Origin of the sequence: Anabaena sp. WA102 (genome assembly GCF_001277295.1) — a bacterium.
Classification (GTDB): domain Bacteria; phylum Cyanobacteriota; class Cyanobacteriia; order Cyanobacteriales; family Nostocaceae; genus Dolichospermum; species Dolichospermum heterosporum.
In genome coordinates this window covers 170,291-194,982 of record NZ_CP011456.1, presented here as the reverse complement: position 1 = coordinate 194,982, position 24,692 = coordinate 170,291, and the positions used below count along the sequence as shown (strand labels likewise).

22 protein-coding genes are annotated in these 24,692 nt (G+C 38.4%); 7 read left to right on the top strand and 15 right to left on the bottom strand.

From position 1 onward, the window contains the following. Positions 1-181: 181 nt before the first annotated feature. The 5 genes from urtE to urtA form a co-directional block, all read right to left on the bottom strand. Positions 182-880: an urea ABC transporter ATP-binding subunit UrtE gene (urtE, locus tag AA650_RS00725; RefSeq protein WP_053537573.1), complete on the bottom strand. Its 699-nt coding sequence runs from the start codon at positions 878-880 to the stop codon at positions 182-184. A gap of 180 nt (positions 881-1,060) precedes the next feature. Continuing rightward, positions 1,061-1,822 (bottom strand): urea ABC transporter ATP-binding protein UrtD, encoded by a 762-nt coding sequence (gene urtD / locus AA650_RS00720; RefSeq protein ID WP_053537572.1) that lies wholly within the window; start codon positions 1,820-1,822, stop codon positions 1,061-1,063. Next, positions 1,797-2,972, bottom strand: a complete 1,176-nt coding sequence (gene urtC, locus AA650_RS00715; RefSeq protein ID WP_053537571.1) for an urea ABC transporter permease subunit UrtC — start codon at positions 2,970-2,972, stop codon at positions 1,797-1,799. The genes urtD and urtC overlap by 26 nt, the downstream gene beginning before the upstream one ends. 41 nt (positions 2,973-3,013) lie before the next feature. Next, positions 3,014-4,174, bottom strand: coding sequence for an ABC transporter permease subunit (locus AA650_RS00710; RefSeq protein WP_053537570.1), 1,161 nt, complete (start codon positions 4,172-4,174; stop codon positions 3,014-3,016). A gap of 199 nt (positions 4,175-4,373) precedes the next feature. Continuing rightward, a complete protein-coding gene (gene urtA, locus AA650_RS00705; protein WP_053537569.1) occupies positions 4,374-5,690 on the bottom strand; it encodes an urea ABC transporter substrate-binding protein in 1,317 nt (438 codons plus the stop codon). Positions 5,691-6,170: 480 nt separating this feature from the next. Between urtA and AA650_RS00700 the strand changes: the two genes are divergently transcribed. Further along, entirely contained in the window at positions 6,171-6,440 is a 270-nt protein-coding gene (locus AA650_RS00700) for a YciI family protein (protein WP_081424100.1), read from the top strand. Positions 6,441-6,498: 58 nt separating this feature from the next. Here the strand turns inward: AA650_RS00700 and AA650_RS28530 are convergent, their stop codons facing one another. Further along, complete coding sequence (locus AA650_RS28530) at positions 6,499-6,687, bottom strand: hypothetical protein (protein ID WP_174763400.1); 189 nt, start codon at positions 6,685-6,687, stop codon at positions 6,499-6,501. Between the two features lie 858 nt (positions 6,688-7,545). Here AA650_RS28530 and AA650_RS00690 point away from each other — a divergent pair. Next, positions 7,546-10,074: a mannose-1-phosphate guanyltransferase gene (locus AA650_RS00690; RefSeq protein WP_039200186.1), complete on the top strand. Its 2,529-nt coding sequence runs from the start codon at positions 7,546-7,548 to the stop codon at positions 10,072-10,074. A 502-nt stretch (positions 10,075-10,576) separates the two neighbouring features. Here the strand turns inward: AA650_RS00690 and AA650_RS00685 are convergent. The 7 genes from AA650_RS00685 to AA650_RS00655 form a co-directional block, all read right to left on the bottom strand. Then, the gene (locus tag AA650_RS00685; RefSeq protein WP_053537567.1) at positions 10,577-11,533 is read right to left on the bottom strand and encodes a patatin-like phospholipase family protein; all 957 of its coding nucleotides are present in this window, start codon (positions 11,531-11,533) and stop codon (positions 10,577-10,579) included. A 13-nt stretch (positions 11,534-11,546) separates the two neighbouring features. Next, positions 11,547-11,879: an element excision factor XisI family protein gene (locus AA650_RS00680; protein ID WP_053537566.1), complete on the bottom strand. Its 333-nt coding sequence runs from the start codon at positions 11,877-11,879 to the stop codon at positions 11,547-11,549. Beyond that, on the bottom strand, positions 11,872-12,297 hold the full coding sequence (locus AA650_RS00675; protein ID WP_053537565.1) for a type II toxin-antitoxin system VapC family toxin: 426 nt from the start codon (positions 12,295-12,297) through the stop codon (positions 11,872-11,874). Before AA650_RS00675 ends, AA650_RS00680 begins: the two co-directional genes overlap by 8 nt. 2 nt (positions 12,298-12,299) lie before the next feature. Continuing rightward, positions 12,300-12,686, bottom strand: coding sequence for a hypothetical protein (locus AA650_RS00670; protein ID WP_199924354.1), 387 nt, complete (start codon positions 12,684-12,686; stop codon positions 12,300-12,302). Between the two features lie 199 nt (positions 12,687-12,885). Further along, entirely contained in the window at positions 12,886-15,342 is a 2,457-nt protein-coding gene (locus AA650_RS00665; protein ID WP_053537563.1) for a dynamin family protein, read from the bottom strand. 18 nt (positions 15,343-15,360) lie between these two features. Beyond that, positions 15,361-16,344, bottom strand: a complete 984-nt coding sequence (locus AA650_RS00660; protein ID WP_053537562.1) for a diguanylate cyclase regulator RdcB family protein — start codon at positions 16,342-16,344, stop codon at positions 15,361-15,363. A gap of 9 nt (positions 16,345-16,353) precedes the next feature. Continuing rightward, positions 16,354-18,666, bottom strand: coding sequence for a dynamin family protein (locus AA650_RS00655; protein WP_053537561.1), 2,313 nt, complete (start codon positions 18,664-18,666; stop codon positions 16,354-16,356). Between the two features lie 9 nt (positions 18,667-18,675). On the opposite strand from AA650_RS00655, the gene AA650_RS27445 reads away from it, so the two are divergent. From AA650_RS27445 to AA650_RS00640, 4 genes are all read left to right on the top strand, one after another. Continuing rightward, on the top strand, positions 18,676-18,903 hold the full coding sequence (locus AA650_RS27445) for a hypothetical protein (RefSeq protein ID WP_199924353.1): 228 nt from the start codon (positions 18,676-18,678) through the stop codon (positions 18,901-18,903). Positions 18,904-19,032: 129 nt separating this feature from the next. Next, positions 19,033-19,380 (top strand): hypothetical protein, encoded by a 348-nt coding sequence (locus AA650_RS00650; RefSeq protein WP_053537560.1) that lies wholly within the window; start codon positions 19,033-19,035, stop codon positions 19,378-19,380. 90 nt (positions 19,381-19,470) lie between these two features. Continuing rightward, the gene (gene ycf46 / locus AA650_RS00645; RefSeq protein WP_053537559.1) at positions 19,471-20,982 is read left to right on the top strand and encodes a stress-responsive protein Ycf46; all 1,512 of its coding nucleotides are present in this window, start codon (positions 19,471-19,473) and stop codon (positions 20,980-20,982) included. Positions 20,983-21,123: 141 nt separating this feature from the next. Continuing rightward, positions 21,124-21,474, top strand: coding sequence for a DUF1257 domain-containing protein (locus AA650_RS00640; protein ID WP_015081375.1), 351 nt, complete (start codon positions 21,124-21,126; stop codon positions 21,472-21,474). Between the two features lie 130 nt (positions 21,475-21,604). Here the strand turns inward: AA650_RS00640 and AA650_RS00635 are convergent, their stop codons facing one another. Both AA650_RS00635 and AA650_RS00630 read right to left on the bottom strand, forming a co-directional pair. Next, on the bottom strand, positions 21,605-22,048 hold the full coding sequence (locus tag AA650_RS00635; protein WP_053537558.1) for a type II toxin-antitoxin system VapC family toxin: 444 nt from the start codon (positions 22,046-22,048) through the stop codon (positions 21,605-21,607). After that, a complete protein-coding gene (locus AA650_RS00630) occupies positions 22,048-22,317 on the bottom strand; it encodes a hypothetical protein (protein WP_053537557.1) in 270 nt (89 codons plus the stop codon). The genes AA650_RS00635 and AA650_RS00630 overlap by 1 nt, the downstream gene beginning before the upstream one ends. A 252-nt stretch (positions 22,318-22,569) precedes the next feature. Here AA650_RS00630 and AA650_RS00625 point away from each other — a divergent pair, with 252 nt between their 5' ends. Beyond that, on the top strand, positions 22,570-24,681 hold the full coding sequence (locus AA650_RS00625; RefSeq protein WP_053537556.1) for a GTPase: 2,112 nt from the start codon (positions 22,570-22,572) through the stop codon (positions 24,679-24,681). The last annotated feature ends 11 nt before the right edge of the window (positions 24,682-24,692 follow it).

The window sequence follows — 24,692 nt, the reverse complement described above, 5'->3', positions numbered from 1 at the left end:
GATTGCTTCCTTTCACTCGCAATGACAACTCATGCAGCACAGGTTTATTAGAGACTTCCAATCAAAAAAATATCCCAAAATTTCTTGTGGTGCGGGACGAATTGCCCGCTAATCATCAAGGACGGGCAAGGATGCCCATCCTACAAAATTGGATCATTTTTTTTGTGGAGTTCTCTTATCACTAAACCGTCAAAAACTTTTGAATCACATCTTGACTAAGTTCCTGAGTTAGACCGGAAGCAACAATCCCCCCTTTTTGCATAGCATAATAGTAATCTGCCTGACGGACAAAATGCAAGTGCTGTTCTACCAATAAGACGGAAACTCCTGTAGTTTCAATAATCTGACGGACTGCGGCTTCAATTTCCAAAATGATTGAGGGTTGAATACCTTCCGTTGGTTCGTCTAATACGAGTAGTTGTGGTTTTCCCATTAAAGCACGAGCGATCGCTAATTGTTGCTGTTGTCCACCACTTAGATCTCCACCCATACGAGAAAGCATAGTTTTTAACACTGGAAATAGGCTAAAAATTTCTGGGGGAATTTCTGGTTTTTTAACTGGTTTTTGTCTAGCCTCTAATCCCAAAAGCAGATTTTCTTTAACTGTTAATCGCGGTATAATTTCCCTTCCTTGACTCACATAACCAATACCCATTTTCGCCCTTTCATAAGTTGGTTTACCGTTAATTATCTCCCCTGCAAAATTAATAATTCCGCTGCTGGGTTTGAGTAAGCCAATAATTGTTTTTAGCATGGTTGTTTTCCCCACCCCATTGCGTCCAATTAAACATACCATCTGTCCTGGTAATACAGTCAAATCTACATTTCTGAGAATATGACTTTCACCATAATGAACGTTAAGATTAGAAATTTTTAGCATTATAAAATTAACCTGATTAACTATTTTTTCCTAACCCTCCCCTTTGTAAGGGGAGGGAAGTAATTTTTCCGGTTTCCCCCATTTCCAAGGGGGGATTAAGGGGGGTAATTTGACTTGTGTGTACACGCCTTATAAAAGGGAGGGGACAGAGTTCTTGTTTCCCAGCTTCACAAGGGGGGATTAAGGGGGGGTATGATTCTCTTCCTGTTTTCCTAAATATACTTCAATAACGCGGGGGTCATTTCTGACTTTCTCAAAATCACCTTCACACAATACTGAACCCTCATGTAATACTGTCACCTTCTTAGCAATTTGTCGCACAAATTCCATATCATGTTCAATGACTAAAATTGAATGACTCGTGGCTAATGTTGATAATAAATTACCGATATTATAGGTTTCTTCATCTGTTAAACCAGCCACTGGTTCATCAACAAGTAATAAATCAGGAGATTGTGCTACTAACATTCCAATCTCCAAACGTTGCTTTTCTCCATGGGATAATAAAGCCGCTGGAATATTTGCTTTTGCAGTTAAACCAATTGTTTCTAATAAGCCTTTAAGACTATTTTTTTCCGCAGAATTGATAGAACGAAACAAGGTTGAGAAGACATTTTTCTGACGATTACTAGTAATTTCTAAATTCTCGAAAGGTGTTAAATTAAGATATATTCGTGGAGTTTGGAATTTGCGCCCAATTCCCAGCCGTGCAATTTGATGTTCGGCTAAAGAACGTAAATTTTTACCCTTAAATAATACTTTCCCTATAGTTGGTTGAACCTTACCTGTAATTACATCCAGAAAGGTAGTTTTTCCTGCCCCATTTGGACCAATTACTACCCGCAATTCACCAACATTCATACTAAAATTTAATTGGTTTAATGCTTTAAAACCGTCAAAACTAACGGTGACATTTTCAGTTTCCAAGATTTTGGCGTTCATGTTTCACCTCCATATCTTCTTCTAAACTAGGATAGGTATCAGAAGGTTTTAATTGCTGACGTTTCCCAAAAGGGATATTTTGTTTATTTAACCATCCCATGATGCCGTCAGGAAGCAAAATGACGATAATTAATAATAGTATACCCTGAAAAAATAGCCATATTTCCGCGAATTGTTCACTTAAAAAAGTCCGGGCATAATTAACTAATAAAGTGCCAATAACTGCCCCGATTAGCGTCCCTCTTCCCCCCACAGCCACCCAAATCACCATTTCAATAGAAAAGCCAATATCCATGGATCTAGGGGATACAGAACCACTTTGAACAGTGTAAAATGCCCCAGCTATACCAGCAATTGCTCCCGAAACTGCAAATACTAATACTTTAAAATCTGTGGGGTCGTAACCAGAAAATCTCACCCGACTTTCATCATCACGAATAGCTATTAATAATCGGCCAAAACGTCCACTAGTTAACCAGCGACAAAGCCCATAAGTAGCCGCCAAAAATACCACCGTCAAGACATAAAAAACAAATTGAGTTTTGCTATCACTAACTATAGCACCACTGCCATTAACTCCCCAAGATAAAGGCGGAAAAGTGGTAAAATCTATCAACCCATTTGTGCCATTAAAAAATTGTTGTTGTCCATTAAAAAAATTGAAAAATACAATAATTGCAGCTTGAGTCAAAATCGAAAAATAAACCCCCTTAATGCGATTACGAAATACTAAATATCCTAGTAATCCTGCTAACAAACCCGGAATCATCACCACAGCAGCCACAGAGAGGGGAAAAGAAGAAAAAGGCTGCCAAAATCCAGGAAGTTCCATAACACCATAAAGGGACATAAAATCCGGTAACTCCCCCGTGGGGACTTGCAATTTTAGGTACATAGCGATCGCATATCCACCCAAACCAAAGAAAATCCCATGTCCCAAACTCAATAAACCAGCATAACCCCAAATTAAATCAATTCCCAAAGCCACAATAGCCAGAGACAAAAATCGTCCCAATAAATTCAGACGAAAATCTGAAAGCAAAACCGGCATCATCAAAATCAAAATCAAAGCGATCGCACAAACCACCCCAACCTCAACTAATATTAAATTTCGCCCCTTTTTAATTTTTATCATTCCTGCTTTATCCATTTTCTAAAATCCACGTTTATCTGCGATTAATTTCCCATAACTTAAACATCAACATGACGACCCTTTTGGGGAAAAATTCCGCCAGGTTTCCACTGTAAAAACACAATAATTAACGCAAAAACCATCACCTTAGCCATACTTGTAGTTGCAAAAAAACTAAATAAATCAGCCAAAGGCTTGACCGCACCCAACAACAAAGCCAAAGTTCCCGAACCAATCAAATAATTAATTGTCCCAATTCCCAAAGCTGCCAAAATTGTACCAGCTAAATTACCCACACCACCGACAACCACCACCATAAAGGTGTCAATAATGTAATTTTGTCCAGTATTTGGTCCGACAGAACCGAGTAAACTAATTGCACATCCAGCCACACCAGCTAACCCTGAACCCAACGCGAAAGTAATTGCATCAACTTTTTGAGTGGGAATACCCAAACAAGCGCTCATACTGCGATTTTGAGTAACAGCCCTAATTCTTAATCCCCAATGAGAGCGTTGTAAAAATAGATAAATTCCTCCCACACAAATAATCGTCAAAACAATAATAAATAACCGGGCATAAGGTAATTGTACACCAGCTAAAGATACACCAGATTGTAACCAACTAGGGGCTGTAACATCCACATTTTGAGCGCCAAACCAAGGTAAAGTTACCGCTTGCTGATAGGTTTTACTCAATAAATTACAAATTGTGATTGTCAATCCTAGAGACAAAAATAGTAAAAATCCCACAACCCAGTTACGAATTTTCTGCAAATTATTCCGAGAATTTAAAATCCATAAACCCCCAAAAAATAGAACAGAAAACAAAGCTATTGCTATGATCAATAATAAATTGACACTGCGGACAAACTGTTGAAAAATTAAACTTACTCCCCAGGTTGCTAACAGAGTTTCTAAAGGTCGTCCATAGAGATAACGAATTACACTTTTTTCCAGAATTAATCCCACACCAGCAGTGAAAATAAAAGCAATAATCAAAGCCAAAAATATATAAACTTCAAACCAAACCCCACCCAGTTGCTTACAAACATTTTGCACGACAAAAGTTGTATAAGCACCAAACATAATTAGCTCACCATGAGCCATATTAATGACACCCATTAAGCCAAATATGATAGCTAATCCTAACGCAGCAATTAATAAAACAGCGCCAATACTAACACCATTAAATACAGCTTCCAAGAAACCTGTTAACATTTTATCCCTGCAATTATCAATTTATTCCTAATAGTCAGTTGTCAGTTATTAGTTATTTTAATCTCACAGCAAATTGCCACTAAACAAAGTACAAATATGAATAGTAAAACTCCTGTGGGGTGGGCATCCTGCCCGCCCATACATACCTTATTGAGATGCAATTTGTTGTATTACTAACCCCTGACAACTTACCACCAAATTAACCCTTCTTGTATTTACCACCTTTTCCAGGATCTGACCAATCACAGGCAAATCCCTTAGTCTCTTTCACAAATTGATTCCAAGGAACTGGTTCAACTGGTGCGGGGGTAGCATAAACAATGTCAAATAGTCCATCCTGTCTGACTTGACCAATCCGCACAATTTTTGATATGTGATGATTAGCATTAACAGTCACCTTTCCTTCAGGTGCATCTATAGTTTGACCATAGGCCGCAGCCCGTACTTTCGCCAAGTCAGTTGTAGTTGCTTTTTCTACTGATTGCTTCCACAAATACACGGCGATATAGGCCGCTTCCATTGGGTCATTTGTTACCCTGTCTTCCCCGTATTCTTTCTTAAAAGCCGCCACAAATTTCTTGTTCGCAGGTGTGTCTACTGTTTGAAAATAGTTCCAAGCAGCATAATGTCCTTTTAGATACTCCACCCCAATGGCTTTAACTTCCTCTTCCGCAATACTCACAGACATGGAAGGATACTTATCTGGTGTCAATCCCGCTCCTTTCAACTGTTTGAAGAAAGCAACATTACTATCACCATTAAGAGTATTATAAATTACACCGCCATTGGGTAAAACCTGCTTAATTTTCGTGATAATAGCTGTTACTTCCGTATTACCCAAAGGTAAGTAATCTTCCCCAACAGTTTTCCCGCCTAAAGCCTCCAATTGAGCCTTAATAATGTTATTAGCAGTGCGGGGGAAAACATAGTCAGAACCGACTAAAAAGAACTCTTTACCTTTATTCTTCAACAACCAATCAACAGAAGGTTCAATTTGTTGATTTGGGGCTGCACCAGTGTAAAAAATGTTTTTAGAACATTCTTGACCCTCATACTGCACAGGATACCAGAGCATATGATCCTTGCTCTCGAAAACTGGCTTGACATTTTTACGACTAGCAGAAGTCCAACAACCGAAAACTACAGCTACTTGATCCTGGTCAATCAATTTGGTAGCTTTTTCTCTAAAGGTGTCCCAATTAGAAGCGCCATCTTCAACAACTGCTTCAATTTGTTTACCTAAAACACCCCCAGCAGCGTTAATTTCCTTAATTGCTAGTTTTTCCGCATCTACCACACTTTTCTCACTGATAGCCATTGTGCCACTGAGAGAATGTAAAATACCTACCTTGATAGTTTTACCAGTAGTACCAGCTACGGGAGATGTACTAGTGGATGCTGCTGGACTATTCGCAGTATTTGGAGAGTTATTAGCACAAGCTTTTAAAAAAATGCTACTACCAACACCTACAGCACTGTAAAGCAGAAACTTACGTCGGTTAAATTGCTTAGACATATTTTTGATTAATTCTCTTTTAAACTGAGATATTAGTTCTATTTTTAACTATTAAACTGTGATTTGTTATACAAAATCTTAGTTTATTCTAATAAAAATTTATCTCAAGATAGATGACAAATATAGTTTCTTCCTCATTGGGACTGGTGTAATAACAACACACCTAGCCACCTCCCTGCCAGCGATTAGCAGGTTAGGATCTACCTCATGTAATTATAAATATCTGTATATATTTTGGCATTATAATAAGTATTATTAAGTATAAGTAGGTGAACAGAAAAATTTAAAGGTATGTGAAGAAAAGTAAAATCACTCAAAACTCTCTTCCTGTTCCCTGTTCCCTTGCCCCAACGACAATTTTTAACGCCCACCTACTTATAGGCATATTAGTGAAATTAAAAACTTGATCATCAATCTCTATCTTAAAAAACCTCATGTTGCTATATTTTTTAAGAAGTATCAATAATCAAATCAGAAATTATGACAAAATACATCATGTGGGGAAGCTATTGTGAAGACGTTCTCAGCAAACGTGAACCCTATCGTCAAGCCCATTTAACAGGATTAGCACAACAGAAAGAATCTGGAATTTTAATTACCATTGGTCCAACAAAAGATGTAACTCAAGTCTTTGCTATTTACGAAGCTGAAGACGAAAACACCGTTCGTCAATTAGTGGAATCAGATCCCTATTGGCAAAACGGCATTTGGACAGAGTATTTTGTTAAAGAATGGATTCAGGCTTTTTAGCCCCTTAACACAATTTTTAACGAAAATAATTAATTCGTAATGGGTAATTACGAATTAATTATCCCTTCAGTGCCTTTTGAAAATTGCGACGATAGGATGAATTAGCTAAAAACAAAGCAGGCCATAGCACAGCCAAACCGATCCGATTAGGTAAAGTTTGATTAAAATTAGTCCTACCAAATCCAGTCCAAAATTTCCACACACCACCGAGATAAACCACGATTATTCCGAAAACCAGTAAATTCATAATTACCATCAACTTCCTTAATAACTGACATCATCTTATAAGAAGATAGGCTAAAAACCCCGGAGTTGATCCCTAAAAATCCCCAAAATTTTTAGAGATCAATGTCTCGTAAGCCGGGGATGAAAGCTGCAAGAGGGGATTTATCCCCCAGTGATAAGTTAATTATATTTGATGTTATAATCTCAATTGACAGGAAAGGTAATCAACCTGTATAAAAACCTAACTGCCTAACGGTAATCTGTACCTTGACAATTAAATCTATGGGGTTCTACTCCATTGTTCTAGTTTTCTCCTATCAGTAGGTAAAAGATTTATAGGTGCTAGACGAATCAGAATTTTGAAACGATAAGGAACAGGGAACAGGGGAGAAACCATTGGTGTCAACTTAAGCTACAGATGGCTTATTTGTTTGGCTCACAGACCCGCCCAGAAATGAATTAGAGTAAGCCACAAAATAAATGGGCGTTGCTGAATCGAGGTATGAAATTCCCAAATTGAATCTTTAAAACTCTTACCTTTGCGTCTTTGCGCCTTTGCGTGAGACTAAAATTCATACCCTTAATCAGCAACGCCAATAAATGATCCTGTTTTGTCATGCTGAGTGTAGCGAAACGAAGCGAAACGAAGCATCTCAAGAGATTCTTCACTACACTTCGTTTTGTAATCCCTCTGACACGCTGCGCGAACAGAATGACATTGGGCATTTCTTTTTGTGGAGTTCTCTAAGGCCATACTCCTGACTCCTGACTCAGTGACTCCTTTCAGAGATGTTTCTTATGGAAGGTTCTGAAATTTCAATAACTATAAGAGACTAGAAGAAGAAAAATATCATGTTTTTAGTCAAGTTTAGGAGTATTTATGCGTGCAGTCTTAATGGCAGGTGGTTCAGGAACACGGTTGCGTCCTTTGACTTGCGATTTACCCAAACCAATGGTTCCGATCTTAAATCGTCCCATTGCTGAACATATCATTAATCTCCTCAAACGGCACCAGATTTATGAAGTAATTGCCACATTGCATTATTTACCAGATGTTCTCCGTGATTACTTTCAAGATGGCAGTGATTTTGGCGTACAAATGACCTATGCTATCGAGGAAGATCAACCATTAGGTACGGCAGGTTGTGTAAAAAATATTACTGAACTTTTAGATGAAACTTTTTTAGTCATTAGCGGTGATAGTATCACAGATTTTGATTTGAATGCCGCCATTGAATTTCATCAACAAAAACAATCAAAAGCCACTTTAATTTTAACCCGTGTGCCTAATCCCATTGAATTTGGTGTGGTAATTACGGATACAGAAGGGCGTATTAACCGATTTTTGGAAAAGCCTTCCACCAGCGAAATCTTTTCTGATACTGTCAACACTGGCACTTATATTTTAGAACCAGAAGTTTTAGACTATTTACCAGAACATACTGAATGCGATTTTTCCAAAGATTTATTTCCCTTATTACTAGCCAAAGACGAGCCAATTTACGGTTATGTTGCTGATGGTTACTGGTGTGATGTGGGTCATTTAGATGCCTATAGAGAAGCCCAGTATGATGCTTTACAAAGGAAAGTTAACTTAAAAGTGGCTTATCCAGAAATTGCTCCCGGTTTGTGGGTAGGACAAAATACTTATATTGATCCTACAGCCAAAATTGAAACCCCAGCCGTAATTGGTAATAATTGCCGCATTGGCGCAAGGGTAAAAATTGAGGATGGGACAGTAATTGGTGATAATGTGACAATTGGGGCTGATGCTCATTTAAAAAGACCAATTATTTGGAATGGGGCAATTGTTGGCGACGAAGCCCAGTTATCGGCTTGCGTAATTGGTCGCGGTACTCGTGTAGATAGACGCGCTCATGTCTTAGAGGCGGCTGTGGTAGGTTCGCTGTCTACGGTGGGAGAAGAGGCGCAAATTAGCCCTGGGGTGAGGGTATGGCCAAGTAAAAAGATTGAGTCTGGTGCAGTTTTAAATATTAATCTGATTTGGGGAAATACTGCCCAACGCAATTTATTTGGACAGCGCGGGGTACAGGGATTAGCCAATATTGATATTACTCCAGAGTTTGCGGTGAAGTTGGGGGCTGCCTATGGTTCGACTTTAAAACCTGGTTCAATGGTGACAGTCTCCCGTGACCAACGCAATGTTTCCCGGATGGTAACACGGTCTTTAATTGCGGGTTTAATGTCTGTCGGTGTAGATGTCCAGAACCTAGATACTACAGCTATTCCCATCGCTCGAACTGTGATCCCCACAATGTCAGTAGCAGGGGGTATTCATGTCCGAGTTCACCCAGAACGCCGTGATTATATCTTGATTGAATTTATGGATGTTAAGGGCATTAACATCTCTAAAGCCCAAGAAAAGAAAATTGAGGGGGCGTATTTTAAGGAAGATATGCGCCGTTCCCAAAGTCATGAAATTGGTGATGTGGTATATTCCAGTCAATTAATGGACTGCTATGGCAAGGCTTTTGAAAAGTTATTAAATTTGGATACTCTGCGTAATAGTCGGGCAAAAGTGGTAATTGACTATGTTTACGCTGTGTCCGGGGCAGTTTTGCCGCAAATGTTGGATAAATTTGGGGCTGATGCGGTGGTGTTAAATGCTAGTTTGAATAAAACGGCAATTTCCAATGCTGATAGAGAATTACTATTGACTCAATTAGGTCACGTTGTGGAGGCGGTGAACGCTAATTTTGGCGTGCAGGTATCAGCTAATGGGGAACAACTGATTTTAGTTGATGAATCGGGTTTTCCCATTCGCGGAGAAATGCTGACGGCTTTGATGGTGGATATGATGTTAACTGCTAACCCTAGAAGTTCGGTAGTTGTACCGGTTCATGCTTCTAGTGCGGTGGAATTGGTTGCCCATCGTCATGATGGTAATGTAATTAGAACTAAAGCGAATCCGACGGCTTTAATGGAAGCCTGTCAAAAAAATCCCAATGTGGTTTTGGGTGGGAGTGGGGAAACTGGGTTTATTTTTCCGCAATTACACCCAGGGTTTGATTCGATGTTCTGTATTGCCAAGCTGATTGAAATGTTAACCATTCAAGAGCGATCGCTGGCAACCGTGCGTTCCGAATTACCTCGTGTCATTAATAGAACCTACACAGTCCGCTGTCCTTGGACTGCTAAGGGGGCGTTAATGCGTTATTTGGTGGAAACTCACCCCGCCCAGAATCTGGAGTTAATTGACGGCGTGAAAATTCGCCAGCCCTATGATGACAATTGGCTATTGGTTTTACCTGATGCTAGTGAACCCCTAGTCCATCTCTATGTTAACAGTAGCGATCGGGATTGGGTTGATGAAACTCTCAGAGATTACCGCGCCCGTGTCCAGTATTTTGTGGAACGCGAACAGGAAAATTACCGTTTGGATATGTAGGGCTTGCTGATAGCGTAGCGTGGCGTTAGCCATATAAAACTGAAACCTTTCATTAATAAGGGTTTCGCTGATTTTTATCACAAGAAAGTGCAAGGTTTTGGCTGATGGTGTCTCAAAATTGGTGCATTTTCCTGGGTCGGATTTAGAAAATTGAGGATATCCAGATGGCTGAAACTGTTCCCAGTTAAGAGTTAAGATTTCCCTGCCGTCACGGACAACTTTTTCAGCAAGCCCTATATATCTTCCATCTTGCCTCTTGAAGCTGGGAGTTATACTCAAAACGGCTTGATTGTTTGATTCTAAACGTAGGGGTAAAGCATGAGCTAAACCCCTACACGTCTGGGTTCTTTGTCATTTGGCAAAAGTTTAAATCTCACCTGTGTTTAGTATATTAGCATTACACCCCCAAAAGATTATTCCTATCCCCACAACCGAAATCATAGCGCACAGTGCCTTGTTTATTTGTACCGCACCCCAAGGCTGTTTTATCATTCAGTTTTAACTAATATATTGGTGAATCGTTTCTTAATCGCTTTGATGTTTCCTGAAGCCGCGCAAAACTTTCTTGGCGCGATCGCTCGATTATCAGTGTTTGTAAAATTGGTTCGAGACAGCGTTTTGCATCTTGATAACCCCGATTTTGCAAAAGTTGAATCCGTTCGGGACTAAAATCTAATAATGTGTTAAGACCACCCATATCTTCCGTTGGACGAATTTCAATTATTGTTTGATTAGGGAAATCATGCCGATTCCAAAGTTCACCATTTCCTAAATGAATAACGATCGCATGAGTACAACCGCGATTTGCTAAGGCTTTGAGAGGGACATTATCACCTAGCCAACCATCAACATAATGCTTGTCATCAACCTGGCGTGACTTAAAGGCTAAAGGAATAGCGGCACTAGCGAGTAATGTTTGATAAATTTCTTCATCAGTTTTGGCTGATTGAACATGAATATATTCAGCGGATTGTCCAAGATTGGAGGCGATCGCATTGCCTATTGTGGGGACAATCTGACCTGCTTTGTGTGAAGATGGTAGAAAATTGTGTACTGAGGGAAACGCGGCTACCCAGAGTTCAATTCCTGCTCGCAATTGTTGAGGATTGATGGCATAGCGTAAAAATTTATCCAGTGGGTTGGGATCACACAGAGATGCGTCTTCCTGTGAGAAATGTAAATATTGTGCCAAGGAATGCAGTGGATATTTAACTAACTGCCAGTTGATAATATTGGCTTCACCCAGTTCTCTCCATAGTTGCCATAGGCGATCAGCAGCTTGTTTAAAGGATGTACCAGAGGCGAGAATCGCACCATTGAGCGCACCAATGCTTGTACCTGCAATCATCAGAGGTGCAAAATCAATTTCTGCCAGATATTTGACCACACCTGATTGGTACGCGCCCTTAGCACCGCCACCTGCCAGTACCAATCCGATTTTAATTTTGGTATTTTTCATATAAGAACTTAAATTATTTATTCACTGCGATCGCTTGTTGCCAACTGGTGACAATATCTTCTTTTTTGATTCCTGCTTCGATGAGTGTATCAACTAATCCTTCTTCAAAGTTATCTTCTTCGATGATGATTTGAGAATTGCCGTTATCTTTTTCGATGAGTCGCGCATGAAATAGGACACTATCCATCCAACAATGTTTATCCCGACCTGTGGCAAGAACTACAAAATGTCCAGACTCAGCATCACAAACTGGGTATAGTTTGATTGCTTGTAATCTGGGTTGATGAATCGTGGCATCCTTTACCACTTTCTTGAGAATTTCTACATAATTTAGTGGATTAGGCATTTCTCTCTTCTTGAAATAAGATCAGAAACCCTTCTTGGGTAAAGTGCTTATCGTGGGTCAATATCTCTGTGATTTTGAGTCGCTCCATGATGATCATTGACATACAGTCCGTAAGACTATAGCCCTTGTCAAGACGATTTGCATAAAGGTCTAGTCCTTCAATAAATACTTCTCTGGTATGGGTTATGACTTGAATATTTTTACTTCTGAGAATTTCTCTAGCTCTTTGAGAAATACCTAAACGCATTTCTGAACCAAATTGAGCGTAGTAGTTGAGCAACTCATTGAGTACAGCATCAGAAGTTACAAGTTTTGTTCCTTTTAATTGCTGACTGAAGTTAACAACTTGTTGATGCCATTGATCGCGCTGGTTACATAATGCAATCCAGTAAAAAGTATCGGCAAAAATTTGTCTCATATTTATGTGGATTGCTTGGGCGAACCGTACAAATAATGATCATGATTGGCTGCTCCATCAATGGGTAAGCGATCTAGAACTTCTGGAGGGAGGGAATGAGCAAAATTTGTAAAACTTTCCCAAATGGGAATTTCTGTATCTATTTCCTGCGTTGATAACTTGACTTGTGGTTCTAATAAATCTTGATCTTTAGAAATTGATAGTAAATTAAGTAACTCTTGGGCTGTTGTATCAAGGATACGAGCAAGAGTAAAGATAGATACTTGGGGCTGATTGTCTAAGGTGATGATGCCGCTAGGTTGTTCACTTTGTAGCCATGCTAAAAAATGATCTGGCGTTGTACCTAATACTTCGGCTGAGGTTTGTAAGTCAAGGGTTAGTTTTGTCATAGAGTTTGATTGAATCCAATATTTTATAATCATCTGGACATGGCTAAATTGTCTTTTCTTCTCCTGTAATTACACTAAGAGACTTCCAAATAAAAAAATGTCCCAAAACTGGTACAAAAATTCTCTCTCTGTGTACTCTGTGCCTCTGTGGTTCGTTTCTTGGGATAATTTATTTCTTGGAAGTCTCTAATTGACATTATTATTTTCTTTCTGGTAAATGTTGATTTACATATTTTGTTTGCGTTTCAACATCATTTATTAGTTGCGGGCTTTTATCCAAAATATAATCAAATACACGCCTCGAAGCCTCACGATCTTCTGCTGATCGCTTACCCGCTTCAATTGATTTCTGTAAGTCATCTCGATAACCCTTTAAGAACTGGTCAAGTTCGGCAAAAAAACTGACAATTCCCGATTGAAAATCGTCCTGAAGATAGCTAAGAATCTGGCTCGTCACCTTGTCAACTGCAGATGAGATTGATTGATTAAAGGAATTAGTAAGTTCATCAATCGAAACCTTATAAAATGTTTCACTTTTTGCAACTGATTTAGCGTCGTATGTACGAGTAACGTCATCCCAATCTTTTCTGGATACGGTTTGACCAGTGGATGAAGTGTCATTATGTTCCACCAACCACAATGTGTACCAAATTCTTTCTTTGACCTCTTTGTTATGTTCCCAAAGACCTAATGTGTACCAACGCCGCTCTTTAACCATTTCGCCTGCTTCATAAACTGTCTTAACATCCGACTTTGCGCTAACATTTAAGGAAATATTTTGTTCAAGTTCAATATTACCCAAAACATCTGGTAGCTGTAAATTTATATTGAATGTTTGTGCCAATCGTCTTTGGGCTTGCTGAATAACTGGCAGGCTCTCTTTTCTGATAAGAGATTCAATATTTTGGCGAGATTGTGTAACTTTTTTTAAAGCATTTTCTCTCGCATCGATCATCAAAGCATTGACAATATTTCTTGCTGATGCATTTGTTTGTTCAATGAATCTATCCGCTTCTGCTTTAGAGTTAAATTCAGTTGAACTAGCCCCTTGTTTAACGCCAAACGATTCAGCTATATCAAACAATCCTCCAAAAAGCTTTTTCATCCACCCTGCTTCATCAGACTCTCGCTTGTCAAAAATCCTCTTAAACTCTGCACGGCTTTCTTCTTCCATCTTACGGAGACTACTAGTTAATTCTTTCTCTAGGTCTTTAGCCAGAGTATTGACTTGATATTTAAGTTTATCTTGGCAATCTACAAGAATAATTAAATCACGTTCTAAGGCAGCGATTTGTCCCTGTAATGTCTGAATGTCTTTACCAAAAGCATTTTTCTGAAGACTAATACTGGCCTGGAGTGTCGTTAATCTAGAACGTACATCATTAAGAGCATTTAAAAGCGTAAGAGGAGCAGCTTGTGCGATTAGTGCCGCGATCGCTTTTTCTAAAAATTCAGTAAAACCAGACTTACTCCAAATACGATCTGAGGCTTTTATCATTCTTTCTATAGTAGCTTCTGGGAATTCATCTTCCCACATATCACCAAAAGCTTGTCTAGCCAAAGGCTCAGATGTCTTCATTGATTTCGGATCGGATATACTTGGATTTAGACGCAACTCAGCAAGAAAATTGGAGGCATAAGCCGCACGGGAAGCTGAGATTTCAAACACTCGATCTGTACTGGCTTCAATTCCAAACTTGCTATTAACAAATTCCAAAACCTGTTCTTTCGTCATGCCTTTTTCTTGACGCTGATCAATTTTGTTGATCAAAACATAAATGCTCTCAAGCCCCTTGATTTTTGCAACTTCATCAACATCACTCTTCACTTTTTCTGATGCCTTAGTATTCAGTTGGGTAAAGTCCAATACCAACAAAACGATTGAACTAGCATCAAGTTGGCGTTTGACAACAACATCAAGCTTAAGATCACCTGCTTCATTTGGACCTGGGGTATCAACAAAGACCAATTTGCCGACTCCATCTAATTTGAGAGTTGAAGAAGGAGGTACTTCGAGGCGCGGTACAGCCAGTAAACACATGAGCGTATTGTCGGATGGCATTAAAACGCTGCATAGGCGAACAAGGTCATTTAACTTTGTCAAAGCAGTTTGGATAAATTCTGTTCCCGATGTTTCTGGCACAAAAGATATTTCTGGATTACCAGCCACCTCTTCTAGTAAATATTGTAAATGAGGATAATCCTTCGTGCTTTCCTTAGCTTGATTAAGTCCAATTTGCCTTATCTTTGCCTTGAGACTCACCCATGATCGCTTTAATACATCAAAAGTATCAGCACCGTCATATTGCAGCTTTAACTTCGGTTCAGTTACTTCTTTGGAAAAAACGATCTCAGTCGGTAGCGTTGTCATCGCTGTATTACGACTTGGCAAAATATCTTGCCCCACGATCGCATTAATAATTGTGGACTTACCCGCTTTCATGGGAGCAACGATCGCCATGCGTAGCTCTAAATTTTTGACCTTAGTAATTTCATTTTCGATACTCTTAGCGTGTTCTGCACATCGGCGATCCTTGCTGTTTGGAGTCTCCAATGTTTGACTGGCATAGTTCATCAACTTTTGAGCCTGCGACAAAACAATAACCACAGATTGCTGAAGTGCATAAATATTGGGGTTTAGAGTATCGTTAGACATTACTTTATTCTCCTGTAATTATACTAATGTTATCAAGTTTAACCGATCGCTTGCAGTTTCATTCACAATGCGTTCAACAAATTCTCTTTTGCTAGTGGTGGGCAAAATCAGAACATTGGGATAGTTACGGCATAATTCAAAGGCGGTTTGGGCTAGATTTTGGGGCTGTTGTTGTTTGGGTAGTTGGGCTAATTCTAGGGTTTTACCAAGGGTAAATAAATAGAGAGTTTTCCCTAGTCTTTGTTCGGAAATAGATTCTACTTCCAACAAATAACCTGCAAGTTCTTGGTTTTCTTGGGATGTTTCGCTATATGACAGGTTGAGGAGGTTGGTTAATGGAAAATGATGATCGGGGATTGTGTTGTCGGTTGCAAGTATTCTATCGCTTATACTCTGACGCAGTTGGCTGTCTTTACCTTTTGTGATTAATCGTTCGTAATCACCCAGTGCATAATCTACTATTTCACGGGTGACAAAAGCAACTTGAATTGCCCAATGAAAGCCTTGATATGTCCGTTTTGACTGCCATGCGGCGATCGCATCTTCAATTCTATGCTGAACTTCTGTTCTATAAACTCGTTGTTCTAATTTCAGAATCCGATGTTCGTGATCTTCAACTTTGTGTTGCAGTTGATTGACAATATCTTGAAGTAAATTAATGTCCTGTCGCTGGTTACGGATTGCTTGACGAGTTTCTATTAATTTTTCTTCAATGGTGATAATTGCGTTATTACTAACATTCAAATTATTAGAAATATCTAACACCAAATCATGGAAAGATTGCATTGCTACATTGACATTTTTATCTATAGCAAGTTGACGGTTTCGATCTGCTCCTGTAAGGCTATCAAAAAACTGTCCAAATAATCCTTGCTTTTGGCGAAAACTAATTAGATCGTCATTGACTTGGATTGAATTTACCAAATCCACGAGTATTTTATCAGTAATAATAGGAATTTCAGATTCCTTTTTTTGAAGTTCGTCAAAATTAATAAGTGACATTTTTGTTTTTTATTTAATGTTATCAAAATATTTTTGCAAATATTTTAAATCTTTTTCTAAATTAGCAGCTTTATCTAAAAGTTGATTGTATTGACTTACACTTAAAGTGATTGTATAGCTATATAGTATTTTTTTGTTTGCCTGAATTGTGGACTGCAAACTGACCTTATATTCTTGCAAAAGACTCACTCTCTGTTGAGTAAAAGTATCAATATCTTTAGTTAAACTCCTTTCTACAGTATTAATTGCATCCTGTCCAATTTGTTGAAAAATTGTGCGTGTATTTACACAATCTAAGGGCAAGTTATTTACATACGCAAATTTAGTATCTATATCTGAGCCATATAAGCGAACTTGATTCAGTTTCAAGTATGATGTTAATTTTTCATAGGATATAATATTCTTTCCGTATGTGTCTGAAGTTGCATCACGCCGCACTATTTTGTGATTGTGGAATCTTTTCTGTACATCGCTAAGGACTAACTCATCTTGACTTGAGTAATTGTTATTTATTTGCTTAATGATCTGCTTTAATCTATCAAGTAAGTTATTTGTTAATTGATTGCAATAACATTCAGTAATTGCACTATAGTTAGTTTGAAATAAGGATAACTCCTTATCCAATTCTTTATTGTGATGATCTATAACCATTGACTCTGTCAAAATACCAACAGGGATAAGTGAAAAAGTCGCAATCCCATTCGCAGTCCTCCAATTCTTGAGATTATTCGCAATCTGTGTTGCCTTTACTAGTAAAATATATGCAAGAGAGCGAATTTCTTCATATAATCCATGACTCTCTTTTTCAAGAATAACATTTAGTTCTCTTAAGCTTAATATTTGATGTTTTTTTAGTTCAAAAATATTTGTAATGTGTGAATTTATCGCTATAACTTCTATTTCTAATTGATTAATCTCAATCTCTAGACGTTGAATATCTCGCTCAAGTATTCCCTTGTACTTCCTGAGACAAGATAAAAAAGAAGTAAATCTATCACTATTTTCATTTAACGTACTCTTGATAGTAATCATACTAGGTACTAAAGGAGTAATGGCCTTATCTATAAATCCCGCAAAACCAGAATCTTCCAAAAACTCATTAGCCGCTTTCTGCATTTCTTCTAAAGTAGCTGTCATTTTTTTAGTTTTCCAAGGCTTTCCATAATATTCCTGTCCAAGAGCCTCAAAACTCTTCCTTCCTCGCAATTCTGTTAGCTGATAAATCCCTTTCTCACGCTGAAAGTTAGTAGCTAAAAACGCTTGACGAGCCGACATTTCAAAAACTCGATTTTGAGGATCATCAATTTCATATTTAGTTTTAACCAAACTTAAAATTTGTTCAGCAGTTAAATCGTCAGGATTATTAGGATCACGAGCATCAATTTTGTTAACGATGATATAAATGCGATCGCGTCCCTTAATAGCAGCGATTTCATCTACCAACTTCTTGACTTTTGCTGGATCTGTTTGTCCAATTTTCGTATAGTCCACCACCACCAAAACCAGAGAACTCGCTATGAGTCTATCCTTGACAACATTCAGTAAATTTAAAGACTTATCCTCACTAGGTCCAGGGGTATCCACTAGCGCCAAAGTCCCCAAACCCGAATTTTTTAGAGATGATAATTGTTGCGGAAAAGGAACTTCAATCCGAGGTATTTCAGACAAAGAAGACAAAAATTCTGTAGCTACACCAAAAATACCGCACAACCGCAGTAAATCATTTATTCTGATTAATTCAGCTTGAATACCATTTGATTCTTCCACCTCAGATTGAGAAGAAACAGAACTACTGTTCAAAATTTCCCTAATTACATTCTCGCGGGGAAAATCATTTCTAGTAGCCTGTTCAACAGCTTCCTTTAAACCAATTCGTTGTAATTTCTGATGTAATTGTCCCCAAACCTCTCGCAAAAGCGTCATCAAAGCCTTATCCAGAATCAACTTAGGACGAGTTACCTCACGAGAAAAAACAATCTCAGTCGGTAAAACCGTCATCGCATCATTACGACTAGGTAATAAATCCTGTCCAGCGATCGCATTAATAATAGTAGACTTACCCGCACTGGTTGGCGCAACAATCGTCATCGTCAATTCTTTACGCTTCACCCTTTCCAGCTTCTCATTGACGTGCCTTATATCTTCTTCAATAGCCTTAATCTCAGCCCCCAACCGATTCCCACCCTGATTTTCCGTCAGCAACCGATCATGTTCTCTCAATATTGCACAACCTTCTGACATCACATTACTGATATGGGTAATCACATCAATAGCAGACTGGTGTAGTGCATCCGAATCAGGCTGTAAAAGGTTGTTAGACATAAATTAAAGATGTTAGAAAGCATCACCGTCAACAATAATCTTAAAACCGCACAGGACGAAGCTCAACGACGGCAGATAATATTTTCACCACATTATCACGCAGCGGTATGTACTCTTTGTGAAATATATTTTAGACAAAATCATCAAAATCCAAACACAAATCCTGAAAATCCTAAAATCCTAGACATCAAAATCCAAACACAAATCCTGAAAATCCTGAAATCCTGGACATCCTGATTCAGACAAAATCCTAGTTATATTACGAAATGTAACAAAATTGCAGTTAAAACGCTTTACCATCTTGACAACTGAGAAAAGAGCCGATAAGGTGGTATACATACCCGGGTAAGACCACTAGAAAGTTGTATGCAAACTAAGCAAAAGGTTACGTTATATTTATCACCGGAACTGCACAGAAAACTTAAAATTCGCTCTGCCGTTGACTCAGAACCAATGTCAGACCTAGCAGAACGAGCGCTCAGTTTCTACCTGACCAACTCAGAAGTAGTAGAAGAGATAGAAGCGTCTTCTCATGGGCGAACTCACCGGATTTATTCCTGTCCCACCTGTGAAACTTCCCTGGTACTGCGTGATGGTGAACTCGTGAACTTGGGCAACCAACCAGGAATCATCGGACAAGACCATCTATCCATTGATGGTAGAGAAAAAGAAGAAACCCATCCCAAGGGTGAGGAAGAATTAGTTCCTTGTTAGATAGGAATTAATGATGATTAATAGTCTGGCTTAACGCCATGCGATCGCTGATCGGTACTGTCTCTATAAGGTCTCAAGTAGGTCGATAGTATGAAAGAAGAGCTCAATATTTTAATTCAAGCTCAATACCCTTTAATCTACCTTGTGACCTCCGAGGAAGAGCGGGCAGAGCAGTCAATTTTTAAAGTTTCCCAAGATTTAAAACCCCCAAGACGAGTATATATTTGGACAGTAACTCACGGTATCGTCGAGTACGGTCAACCCCGGAATACCACTCAACACAATACTGTCTCTCCCGAAGCAGCCATTGATTGGATTATTCGTCAAAAAGAACCCAGTATATTTATTCTTAAAGATTTACATCCCTTTATTGATGCGCCGGCAACAACCAGATCGCTCCGGGACGCGATCGCTAGTTTCAAAGGAACGCAAAAGAACATTATTTTAATGTCCCCTGTGCAACAAGTTCCGATTGAATTAGAAAAAGAAGTTGTTGTTTTAGATTTTCAATTGCCTGACATGGCTGAGTTAAATAAAGTTTTAACCGCCCATCAAGAGCAAAATCGTGGACGACGGCTAACAACCGAGGCGCGAGAAAAGCTACTCAGAGCCGCTTTAGGTCTAACTAAAGATGAAGCTGAGAAAGTCTACCGCAAAGCACAGGTAACAACTGGGCAATTGACGGAAAATGAAGTTGATATCGTTTTATCCGAGAAAAAACAACTCATCCGCCGTAACGGTATCTTGGAGTACATCGAAGAAGATGAAACCATTGATGCTGTGGGTGGCTTGGAAGAATTAAAAACTTGGCTGACCCAACGCTCTAACGCCTTTACCGAAAGGGCGAGAGAGTACGGGTTGCCCCAACCAAAAGGAATGTTAATTCTCGGTGTTCCCGGTTGTGGTAAGTCACTCATTGCTAAAACTACCTCCCGTTTATGGGGTTTACCAATTCTGAGATTAGATATGGGGCGGGTCTACGACGGCTCAATGGTGGGTCGAAGTGAAGCCAACCTGCGGAACGCCCTGAAAACGGCAGAATCAATTTCCCCCACGATTCTGTTTATTGACGAGTTGGATAAATCCTTTGCGGGTAGCGGTGGTTCTGGCGATTCTGATGGGGGGACATCAAACAGAATTTTCGGCTCTTTCCTCACCTGGATGCAGGAAAAGAAATCTCCAGTGTTTGTCATGGCGACTGCTAACCGCGTAGAACGCCTACCTGGAGAGTTTTTAAGGAAAGGTCGCTTTGATGAAATATTCTTTGTGGATCTGCCCACACCGGAAGAACGTCAGGATATCTTCGGTATTCACCTGACCAAACGTCGGGAGGAAATTGCTAGATTTGACCTAGAACAACTAGCAAAAATGTCCGATGGCTTCTCCGGGGCAGAAATTGAACAAGCGATAGTGGCGGCTATGTATGAAGCCTTCGCCCAAGATCGGGAGTTCACCCAATTAGATATTATTGCTGCATTGAAGTCTACTTTGCCGCTGTCACGAACGATGCAAGAACAGGTCACAGCTTTAAGAGACTGGGCCAGACAGCGTGCTAGACCCGCAGCCTCCTCTGTTGCTGAATATCAGCGCATGGAGTTTTAAAAGCTTTCCTCTGAAATGTCAGGGGGAAAGGTTAGTCACAAGGCTAACAGATAGAAAAAAGCCGTTCCCAATTAATGCGGCTTCGCTGAAAAAGAACCGTTGTCGTTTTTCTCATCAATCTTCTTATTGGAGGAAACCCAAATGTCTCACTTTAGCACTCTGCGTACCAAGATCACCGATGCCGAAATTCTCAAGTCTTCCTTGCGCGACTTAGGTATCAGCGTCAAGACTGAAGCTGATGTCCGTGGTTATAATGGTCAGCGTCTCCGTTCCGACATCGTTGCTGTATTGGAAGGCGAGTACGATCTAGGTTGGTCTCGTAACAGTGACGGTTCTTTTGACCTCATTGCTGACTTATGGGGTGTTGCTAAGAAGCACAACCAGACCGAGTTGATCAACTCTATCAATCAAAAATATGCCGTTAACAAGACTTTGGCTGAAGTAAAACAGCGCGGTCTGCAAAACGCTAACGTTAAGTTGGTATTGCAGTAACAATTTCTCTAGCGCGTTCCCAAAGTGAAACGGGTTAACCTTCTAATAAGCGGTTAGCCCGCTTTTTTTTGTCTGAATCAGGATTTCCAGGATTTGAGGATGTACAGGATTTAGGATTTGAGTACACATTTTAAACCCAAGACTCTAAAGCAAAAGAGTAAACTGGCTGAATACGTCGAAAATCATTGTCTGTGGAAACTATAGTCAGATTATAGTGAATGGCGGTAGCCGCTATCCAAAGATCGTTATCTCCAAAGCCTAGAGTTTGGATATTAAATTTTCGTCGTTCTGCTTTTTCTTTAGGACCAAATGTATTAATAAGTTTACCTTTGAGATCGCCGTAAATGTCTGATATTGATAAATTAATAGGGTACAGGTCAATTTTGTTTAAAAAAGCGTTCACCTGTTGGATATTGGCGGCTGTTTGTTGAGATTTAGCTGCCATGTAAAGTAGTTCTCCACGGACAATGACGCTGGTAGCAACGCCGGCTTCGCTGTGGAGTTCTAGCTGTTGGATAAGATTAGTTTCACCAAAGATAATGCGACTACAGTGATTAGTGTCTAAAAGATACATCAGAATTCGGCTTCAGATCGGGTATCGTAAACAAGCTGGAGACATTTCTCAAAGTCATCACCTTGCCAAGTTCCAGCAAATTGTAGCAAATCTTTGGCTTTAGATGCCCGTAATATCGGTTCTCCATCTTTTACAGGAATACTGCTTGATTTAATAGTAGAGGCAGTTATTTTAGTTTTGAGATATTCGAGATAGTCAAGGGTTTGTTCCAGAATAGGTTCTGGTGCGTTTTCAATTGACGCAATGAGTTTTTCTTTAATGGTGGTCATGGGGGGTACTAGAGGCAATCGCACGTTATCTGATTATTTATTTTATCAATTTGTCAGAATCAGGATGTCCAGGATTTAAGGATTTACAGGATTTAGAAAAGTTGTGATTTGATCAGGTATGAAAAGTATGTTATTCAAATCATCCTGCTTGATGTAAATATACTTAACAAATACTGGTTGAGATGGGTTAGGTTTGGTATAATGTCTACTCAGGTTATTTATGATGATGCTGAGTAAAGAAGATGCTGGTTTATGAATATTGATCTAGATGCGATCGCTCATTGTCTTAACCAATCCTTAACCTTTGACGGCATTATTGCCAAAGTCTCTGTTAAAAATGATTGTCTCAAAATAGTGCTGGAGTCAGTAGCAGTTACAAAAAAAGATCAACTGTTACCAATTATTATGAGAGAAATAGCCTATTTTAAATTAACATCTATTAAAATTGTAAAAATTTACGGAAAACAAATCAAAAATTTTGATCCAATTTGGTATCATAATTTTGATTTACAACCAGAAAATAACTATAATTATTCTCAATCAAACAAATCTCAAAATCACAGAAATACATCTAATTATGAGGTAAAAATTCCCAAAAGGAAAGTATCTCAATCTGAATTTGAAGAGGCATTAAAAAACTGTTCAAAAACAGCTAATGCTGCTTATAATCTTAGTATTAAATATGCAAAGAAAATAGAAATAGCAATTAAAAGAATTAATAGCAATGTTGAAGCTGTTAGCCATAAAATTTTGAAATTTAAGGGTTCTGAACAATTCCAATTTGCAGAGACACTCAAACAAATTCAATCAGATATTCAAAAATTATCCGAAGCTAGTTTAGAGGATTTAGTTATTTCTTTAGATCAGAAAAGAAAACATCTCAAAAATTTTACCGTTGCATTATTTGGGAGAACTAAAGCTGGTAAAAGTACCTTACGAGAAACACTGACTCGCGGTAATGGTAGTACAATTGGCAAAGGTTCACAACGCACAACCAGAGATGTAAAAGAATATTCTTGGCAAGGTTTACGGTTACTAGATACACCTGGAATTGAGGCTTATCAAGGTGATGATGATACACAAAAAGCTAATGAAATCATTGATCAATCTGATATCATTTTGTTTTTAACCAGTGATGATTCTGTGCAACCTGGTGAATTTAAAGCAATGGCAGAATTACAACTTAAAAATAAATACTTTGCTGTAATTCTCAATGTTAAACATGATATTTCTAATAACTTAGAAGATTTACAGATGTTCATTGATATTCCAGAAATGGTATTTGATGAAGATAGGTTATCACAACATAAAAATCATATTCAAAGTCACATTAAGGAATATTTGAATTTAGATAATGTAGATATAGTTACTATTCATGCTCAATCTGGTTTTTTAAGTACGCAAGCAGAATATCAAGAGTATAGCAGTCAACTTTGGGAGTTGAGTAAAATAGAGGAATTATATTCTTTAATTGCCTATCAAATTTATACTCATGGTAAGAATTTACGCTTATCAACTTTCGCTGATAGCTTGAAAAATTTTATAAATTCAATTAATCAAAAATTAGCTGTTGCAAAATCTCAGTTATCTGTTCAGTTAGATTTTATGGAAAAGAAACAAAAAGAAATCGAAGAGATATTTGCAGAAGTCAAAAAAGACGGTAATAAAAAAATTAAAGATAAATGTGACTCTTTATATGATCTGATAGAAAATCAAATAGGTAATTTTGTTGATAATTATTCAGATATGGATATCAATAGAAGACAGAGAGAATGGAAGAGAATAGTTAATGAAAAAAATATTGAGGAAACAATGAAATCTTGCAAAGAGGCAATATTTTCTGATTTAAGAGAAAAACTCCAGGAATTTGAACAGGAATATGAATATGATCTGAAAAATATTCAAATTGATATGGCAATGAATTTTCAGAACATTAACAAAGATGATACAGGAAAGTGGATAAAATGGGGTGGTGTAGCTGTTGGTGCTATTGGTGCTGTATGTGCTGTAGCTACAAATTGGTGGAATCCAATAGGTTGGACTGTTGCGACAACATTGAGTGCTGCTGCTGTAAATACTGCTGGTGATTGGAAAAAAGCAGATGAGGATAAAAATTATAAAAAGGATATTGAGAAAGAAAAACATTCACTGAAAGAACAGGTAAAACAAAAAAGAGAGATCACACTAAAAGCCTATCAAGATTCATTTTTTAAGAATATAATTGAATATGATAATACAGTGGTTTCTCAAATGAAAATATATATTCAAGGATTATCGGAAATCATTCAAAAATTAGATGATAGTTGCCATGAAATTGCAAAAATAAACAAACAAATGCAAGAAGATTTTGAAAAATTAAAATAATTACATCAGGA

Excerpts from the sequence above, each read along its gene's own strand:
- urtE (WP_053537573.1), bottom strand. The coding sequence starts at position 880 with ATGCTAAAAATTTCTAATCTTAACGTTCATTATGGTGAAAGTCATATT.
- urtD (WP_053537572.1), bottom strand. The coding sequence starts at position 1,822 with ATGAACGCCAAAATCTTGGAAACTGAAAATGTCACCGTTAGTTTTGAC.
- urtC (WP_053537571.1), bottom strand. The coding sequence starts at position 2,972 with ATGGATAAAGCAGGAATGATAAAAATTAAAAAGGGGCGAAATTTAATA.
- AA650_RS00710 (WP_053537570.1), bottom strand. The coding sequence starts at position 4,174 with ATGTTAACAGGTTTCTTGGAAGCTGTATTTAATGGTGTTAGTATTGGC.
- urtA (WP_053537569.1), bottom strand. The coding sequence starts at position 5,690 with ATGTCTAAGCAATTTAACCGACGTAAGTTTCTGCTTTACAGTGCTGTA.
- AA650_RS00700 (WP_081424100.1), top strand. The coding sequence starts at position 6,171 with ATGACAAAATACATCATGTGGGGAAGCTATTGTGAAGACGTTCTCAGC.
- AA650_RS28530 (WP_174763400.1), bottom strand. The coding sequence starts at position 6,687 with ATGAATTTACTGGTTTTCGGAATAATCGTGGTTTATCTCGGTGGTGTG.
- AA650_RS00690 (WP_039200186.1), top strand. The coding sequence starts at position 7,546 with ATGCGTGCAGTCTTAATGGCAGGTGGTTCAGGAACACGGTTGCGTCCT.
- AA650_RS00685 (WP_053537567.1), bottom strand. The coding sequence starts at position 11,533 with ATGAAAAATACCAAAATTAAAATCGGATTGGTACTGGCAGGTGGCGGT.
- AA650_RS00680 (WP_053537566.1), bottom strand. The coding sequence starts at position 11,879 with ATGCCTAATCCACTAAATTATGTAGAAATTCTCAAGAAAGTGGTAAAG.
- AA650_RS00675 (WP_053537565.1), bottom strand. The coding sequence starts at position 12,297 with ATGAGACAAATTTTTGCCGATACTTTTTACTGGATTGCATTATGTAAC.
- AA650_RS00670 (WP_199924354.1), bottom strand. The coding sequence starts at position 12,686 with ATGACAAAACTAACCCTTGACTTACAAACCTCAGCCGAAGTATTAGGT.
- AA650_RS00665 (WP_053537563.1), bottom strand. The coding sequence starts at position 15,342 with ATGTCTAACGATACTCTAAACCCCAATATTTATGCACTTCAGCAATCT.
- AA650_RS00660 (WP_053537562.1), bottom strand. The coding sequence starts at position 16,344 with ATGTCACTTATTAATTTTGACGAACTTCAAAAAAAGGAATCTGAAATT.
- AA650_RS00655 (WP_053537561.1), bottom strand. The coding sequence starts at position 18,666 with ATGTCTAACAACCTTTTACAGCCTGATTCGGATGCACTACACCAGTCT.
- AA650_RS27445 (WP_199924353.1), top strand. The coding sequence starts at position 18,676 with ATGTTAGAAAGCATCACCGTCAACAATAATCTTAAAACCGCACAGGAC.
- AA650_RS00650 (WP_053537560.1), top strand. The coding sequence starts at position 19,033 with ATGCAAACTAAGCAAAAGGTTACGTTATATTTATCACCGGAACTGCAC.
- ycf46 (WP_053537559.1), top strand. The coding sequence starts at position 19,471 with ATGAAAGAAGAGCTCAATATTTTAATTCAAGCTCAATACCCTTTAATC.
- AA650_RS00640 (WP_015081375.1), top strand. The coding sequence starts at position 21,124 with ATGTCTCACTTTAGCACTCTGCGTACCAAGATCACCGATGCCGAAATT.
- AA650_RS00635 (WP_053537558.1), bottom strand. The coding sequence starts at position 22,048 with ATGTATCTTTTAGACACTAATCACTGTAGTCGCATTATCTTTGGTGAA.
- AA650_RS00630 (WP_053537557.1), bottom strand. The coding sequence starts at position 22,317 with ATGACCACCATTAAAGAAAAACTCATTGCGTCAATTGAAAACGCACCA.
- AA650_RS00625 (WP_053537556.1), top strand. The coding sequence starts at position 22,570 with ATGAATATTGATCTAGATGCGATCGCTCATTGTCTTAACCAATCCTTA.